The following is a 5906-nucleotide window of genomic DNA, read 5'->3' as shown; positions in this document are numbered from 1 at the left end:
CATCACAACAGCGAGTACGGTAAGTGCGAGCGATGCCCTCGCATTAAGATTCTTCATTAGCGGCTCGGCAAGCTTTTATGTAGGGGCCTTCGGGTGTCAGTGCGGTCAATCCACTATAGCGCAAGGGCGCTGGCTGCTAAGAAAAGGCATGCATCACTGTTTGCTTTCGGCCGATTCTGTTGAAAAAGTCGGCTTTTTAGAACTGCCGAAAGATTGGCCGGCGAAACCGCTTTTTAGCACGCTTCTACGTGAAATCTCAGCCTGAAAATCTCTGCAAATATTAAGGATTTCAATCTACGACGCGTACTTTTCTTCCGTAGAAACCGAGGCCGATTTTTTCAACAGAGTCGGCCGTTATCTGCCTATCAGGAAGGACCGCCATCGACCCGAAGCTGATATCGTCCTCAGTCAGCTCCAAGTCTTCCCTCGATCCAGTGGGTTGCGGGCTATTCAGCGACGCCACGATCCCTAGGGCAATTCGACCTGCCGTTGGGCCGCAGCCAAGGCAACTTTCAGCCCTTCTTTATCCAGCGGTACGCAGTAGGCGGGTTTAGCCCGTTCAAATCGCCAGCTTTCATCAAGGCTGCCAGCATCAATAGCGTCAAACCCAATCTCGTCCAGCAACTTGATAACCAAGGCTTTCGCGACCGGATCATCAGCCGCGATCGGCAGTGCGCGTCTGTCGGGCGCAGCCTTCGGGCGCGCGTCTTGCACCAGGTCTCGAGCAAAGATTGCGTTAAAAACCTTGACCACTTTGGAGTGGGGCAGATGCTCGGCGAGCAGGCGGCTGGTGGTGGTTTCGAATCGGTCCAGGGCAGCAATATGGCCGTCTCGTTCCGGGTAGTAGTTGTTGGCATCCAGGACAATTTTGCCCTCTAGCCACTTGGCAGGCACGCTTCGGTAATGCTCCAAGGGGATTGCCACGAGAACCACTTCGCCAAATTGTGCAGCGTCCTCTATGGTGCCGACCTTGCTGTTGGGAATGCCACTGACCACGCTACTCATCGTCTTCGGGCCGCGTGAGTTGCTAAGCATCGCCTCGTGTCCCGCAGCTATAACCAACTGCGCCACTGCACGTCCGATGAATCCTGCGCCAATAATGCCTATTCGCATGTCCTTACTCCGCTGGTTGGTAGGAAGAGGCTATGATGATTAGCAATCAATGGGAGATAAATAACCGTCGAATACTTAGTATTGTTACCAGGAGTATTGAATGATGGATCGCCTTACGAGCATGGGCGCTTTTGTGATGGCTGCGGAATCAGGCTCCTATGCCAGCGCCGCAGAGCGATTGGGCATGTCGCCGCAGATGGTCGCCAAACATGTTTCCGCTCTTGAGCACCGGCTAGGGGCGCGGCTACTGAACCGTACTACCCGGCGGCAGAGCCTGACTGAACTGGGGAGTGCTTACTATGAACGCTGTAAGCATATTTTGAGCGAAGCCCAGGCTGCCGACTCCCTTGCGCAGATCATGAACGACACCCCTCGTGGCAAACTGAAAGTCAGTGCTCCCGTGACCTTCGGTTCCTATAGCCTCATGCCATTTGTGACGGATTTTTTGCGTCACAACCCCGAGGTAGAAATCGATCTGCATTTGACGGACCGCTTCGTCGATCTGGTGGAAGAGGGTTTTGAAGTGGCTTTTCGGATCGGCCCCTTAGCCAACTCCAGTTTGACAGCTAGACCGTTGGCGCCTTATCGGTTGGTGGCCTGCGCAGCACCGAACTATCTGACTGAGCGCGGAACGCCACAAACACCGAGTGATCTCGAGAACCATGAATGTTTAGGATATGCCTATTGGTCCCGCCCGGCCGACCGCGAATGGCAGTTCTGCAAAGGCTCCGCAGTTCATAAGGTACAGATCGCCAGTCGTTTGCAGGTCAACGAAAGCAAAGCACTGCTGTCAGCAGCGCTTGACGGGTTTGGAGTTGTTCTTGGACCCGAAGATTTTCTTGAGCCAGCGCTGCGAAGCGGCGAGTTGGTGCGACTGTTAGCTGATTTCGAAGCTCCGAGCCGACATATGTATTTGCTCTACACGGCAAATCGTCAGAGAACAGCCAAACTCCGACGATTTATCGATGCTGCGCTCGCCCGCTTTGGTGCACCTTGAGCAGGCTTTTGAGTTGTCTAAACCTCAGGGGTAGAGGTTTTGCGGATGATCGCCCCGGTTCCATCAAAAAACCGCTGCATGTAACGCCTTCGAGCGAATACCCGGCAGCGAACTCAACAATGTCTGGGTATAGGGATGCTGCGGTGAATCGAACAGCGGAGCAACCTGGCCCTGCTCGACGATTTCGCCACGGTGAAACACTAGAACCCGGTCGCTGATGTGCTGGACCACGCCCAGGTCATGGGAGATGAACAGCAGTGACATTTGATGCCTGGCTTGCAGTTCGCCGATCAGGTCCAGCACCTGTGCTTGCACATAGACATCCAGTGCCGATACGGGCTCATCGCAGATCAACAAGGTGGGGGCGGGCGCCAGAGCACGGGCGATGGCGACCCGTTGTCGTTGCCCGCCCGACAGGGTTCTCGGCCGCCGATGCAGGTATTGTTCGCCCAGCCCGACTTGCCGCAACAACTCGATCACTTGCTGTTTATGATCTGCGGCGTTGAACTCCTCGGGCAGGTTTTCTGCGATGAGCTGCAATACGGTGTATCGCGGATCGAACGAACTCAGCGGGTCCTGGGGGATGTACTGCATCTGTTTGCGCAATGGCCGGCGCTGTTGCTCGCTGATGCCGCTCCAAGGCTGGCCGAGCAGGCTCACCTGCCCGCTGTCCGGTTGCAACAGGCCCAGCACAATGTTGGCGCAGGTGCTTTTGCCTGAGCCGGACTCGCCGACGATGCCGAGCACTTCGCCCTTGTGAATCTCGAACGACGCATCACGCAAGGCTGTGAACTCGGTGGTCTTGCTTAGCCAGCCCGAAGTCCGATAGCGCTTGGAAATTTTTTCCACTTTGAGAACGGTCTGAGTTTCGACACTGCGTTCAGCCAAGGCATCGCGTTGGATCGATAGGGTCGCAGCTCCCGATTCCGGTGCAACAAGGCGTGCCGAGCTGAGCTTGTGCCCGCGGGAGGCCGCTGACGGCACCGCCGCCAGCAATTGGCGAGTGTAGCTATGGCGCGGGTTGCTCAGAACTTCTGCCACCGGCCCGGCATCCACCACCTCGCCTTGATACAGCACGCAGACCCAGTCGGCAATGTCGGCCACCAGCGCAAGGTCATGACTGATCAGCAACAAACCGGCTCCGGCCTGCACCCGTTCTGCCAGGACGCTGATCACTTGTTTCTGCACCGTCACATCCAGCGCCGTGGTCGGTTCGTCGGCAATGATCAATGACGGGCCTCCCGCAATGGCCGAGGCGATCAGCGCCCGCTGACGCAAGCCACCGGACAATTGGTGCGCGTACTGGCGAGCACGACTGGCCGGGTCATCAATGCCGACCCGACCGAGTACCTCCTCAATCCGTTGCTCGATGGCCTTGCGTCCGCGCACCAGGTCATGGCGAGTAATGACCTCGGCGGTTTCCTGGCCGATGGTGCGTAACGGGTCCAGTGATACCAGCGCATCCTGCATCACCAGCCCGGCAAAGGTGCCGCGCAATTGCTGCCAGTCGCGGTCGTGGAAGGTCAGCGCATCGCGCCCCGCCAACTGAAACCGGCTGGCGTTGATTTGGGCACCGTCTCCAGCCAGACCCAACAGGCTGCGTGCAGTAATACTCTTGCCAGACCCTGACTCTCCCACCAGGGCCACGCATTGACCGGGCCTGATAGTGAAGCTGACATTACGCACCAGCGGCTTGCCTTGGTTGGCACCGCCGAAACCGATATTCAGGTTTTGGATATCCACCAACAGATCAGCGCCGGGAAAGGTTTTGACTGTACTCATGACAAACGACCTTCGAAGCGGTGTTGAATGTGGCGTCCAGTCAGACTGAAAGCGATGACGGTCAGGGTGATGGCCAGCCCTGGGAAAACACTGGGCCACCAAGCAGTGCGTAGTACGTCACGACCTTCGGCAAGCATCACGCCCCATTCCGGTGTCGGCGGTTGTGGACCAAGGCCCAGAAAGCTTAGGCCCGATACGGCCATGATCGAACTGCCGATATCGATCGTCGCCAGAATCGGAATGGCCACCAGCACATTGGGCAACAGGTGCCGAAAGAAAATGACGCTGCGGCTCTTGCCATAGAAACAGGCGTGGGTCACGTAGTCGGCCTGGCGCACCAGTTGGGTCTGGCTGCGAACCATACGTCCGAACTTGGGGATGCCAGCGATGCCGATGGCGATGGCGACGTTGACCATGCCGGGCCCGATCAGGGTTATCACAAGCAACGCCAGCAGCACGCCGGGGAACGCGGAAAGCACATCGAAGATCCTTGAGGCGACTTCATCCAGCCAGCGGTTTTTCATGCCGGCGACAACGCCTAGCACTACACCGACCACCAGGCTAATGAGCATCCCGGCAAGGCCGATCAACAGTGAATAGCGAGCGCCGTAGACCACGCGGGCAAAGACGTCACGGCCTAGGCGATCGGTGCCGAACCAATGGTTAGGTCCGGGGGCTTGCAAGCCTTGGCTGATGTTGCCAATCAACGGGTCGTATGAGGTAAAGGCATGAGGCGCGACCACGGCGGCCAGCAGTACGAGTAAAAATGCGAGCGACAGCGTGATACCCAATGGCAAACGTTTGAAACGGTTGCTGAGCTCCGGCGCCAAGGGCAACGGCGGGGTATCGATGACAACGTCGCTGTGCTGGGGTGGTTCGGTTTCCAAAACCTGCGCGCGCCGTGCGGATAAATAGCTCATTGGGTTCTCAGCCTCGGGTCGATGAACAGATAGGCAATATCGAGCAATGTGGAGATCGAAACGTAGATCGCCGCAGCGAGCAGCACCACCGCCAGAACCACTGGCACGTCCTGAGCAGCGATCGCATTGAGGGTGACGGTGCCCAGGCCTGGACGACCGAAGACTTTTTCGGTGATCACCGCACCGCCGAGCAAACCGCCGATCAGCCAGCCCCCAAGCGTGACGATAGGCAGCAAGCCATGGCGCAACACGTGGCCGCTGCGCAGGCGGGTTTCACTCAACCCTCGGGAGCGCACCGTGGTAATGAAAGGTTGTTCCAGCACCTTTTCCATGGACTCGCGCAGGACCTGGGAAAGCAGCCCGACGGTTGGCAGCGCAAGGGTGACGGCGGGCAACACCAGTGAGCGCCAGCCGTGGGCACCCGCCACCGGAAACAGCCGCAGCTGAAAGGAGAACAGCATCAACAGAAGAATGCCGATCCAGAACACTGGCGTTGAGGTGCAGACTAATTCAAACAGCGACGCGACTTTGCGCAGTCGCGGGCTGCGTCCAGCAGTGCATAGGGAGATCGCGATCGACAACAGGATCGCCAACGCACCTGCGCTCAAGGCCAGTTGGATCGTGGGCCAGAGCTGCGACGCAAGCACCTCCGATACGGGCAGACGCATGATGTAGGAAGTTCCCAGATCGCCATGGGCCAGCCGCCAGAGAAAATCCAGGTATTGCTCGGGCAGCGACTTGTCCAGGCCCCACTCTGCAGCGATGGCTTCGCGCATACCGGGATAGTCCACATCGCCAGCGAGGATATCCGCGACGTTGCCCGGTAATGAATGCAGAGCGATGAAGGCCGCGCTCACGCTGAGCCAGATCACCACCAGACTGCTGAAAATTCGCGTTAAAACCGGACGCCACATATCGACTCCTCAGTTTTTCGCGGGGCTGAGCCATGCGTCATACAGGTTGGACGGCGAATCGAGTTGTGCCTCGAAGCTCAGGCCATGCAGGTTACTTTTGGCCGCCAGCTGATAGCTGGGCGCGAACAACGGGACGATGTAGGCCAGGTCGATCGCGCGTTTCTGGATTTCGTCGAGGAT

6 protein-coding genes are annotated in these 5906 nt (G+C 57.9%); 2 read left to right on the top strand and 4 right to left on the bottom strand.

Going from position 1 to position 5906, the window contains the following annotated elements; genetic code table 11:
* A partial coding sequence (locus M0974_RS17200; RefSeq protein WP_297839184.1) for a hypothetical protein occupies positions 1–265 on the top strand: 265 nt, incomplete at its 5' end.
* Positions 266–468: 203 nt separating this feature from the next.
* Here M0974_RS17200 and M0974_RS17195 read toward each other — a convergent pair.
* Complete coding sequence (locus M0974_RS17195) at positions 469–1113, bottom strand: NAD(P)-binding domain-containing protein (RefSeq protein ID WP_297839179.1); 645 nt, start codon at positions 1111–1113, stop codon at positions 469–471.
* A gap of 100 nt (positions 1114–1213) precedes the next feature.
* Between M0974_RS17195 and M0974_RS17190 the strand changes: the two genes are divergently transcribed.
* Positions 1214–2110 (top strand): LysR family transcriptional regulator, encoded by an 897-nt coding sequence (locus M0974_RS17190; protein ID WP_297839178.1) that lies wholly within the window; start codon positions 1214–1216, stop codon positions 2108–2110.
* A 63-nt stretch (positions 2111–2173) separates the two neighbouring features.
* Here the strand turns inward: M0974_RS17190 and M0974_RS17185 are convergent, their stop codons facing one another.
* From M0974_RS17185 to M0974_RS17175, 3 genes are read right to left on the bottom strand one after another with little or no spacing between them, the layout of a single operon-like run.
* The gene (locus tag M0974_RS17185) at positions 2174–3892 is read right to left on the bottom strand and encodes an ABC transporter ATP-binding protein (protein WP_297839175.1); all 1719 of its coding nucleotides are present in this window, start codon (positions 3890–3892) and stop codon (positions 2174–2176) included.
* Positions 3889–4812, bottom strand: coding sequence for an ABC transporter permease (locus M0974_RS17180; protein WP_297839172.1), 924 nt, complete (start codon positions 4810–4812; stop codon positions 3889–3891). The genes M0974_RS17185 and M0974_RS17180 overlap by 4 nt, the downstream gene beginning before the upstream one ends.
* Positions 4809–5726 (bottom strand): ABC transporter permease, encoded by a 918-nt coding sequence (locus M0974_RS17175; RefSeq protein WP_297839170.1) that lies wholly within the window; start codon positions 5724–5726, stop codon positions 4809–4811. The genes M0974_RS17180 and M0974_RS17175 overlap by 4 nt, the downstream gene beginning before the upstream one ends.
* Positions 5727–5906 lie beyond the last annotated feature (180 nt).

Origin of the sequence: Pseudomonas sp., from assembly GCF_026224925.1 — a bacterium.
Lineage (GTDB): Bacteria > Pseudomonadota > Gammaproteobacteria > Pseudomonadales > Pseudomonadaceae > Aquipseudomonas.
This window is presented reverse-complemented; position numbering and strand designations above follow the sequence as displayed.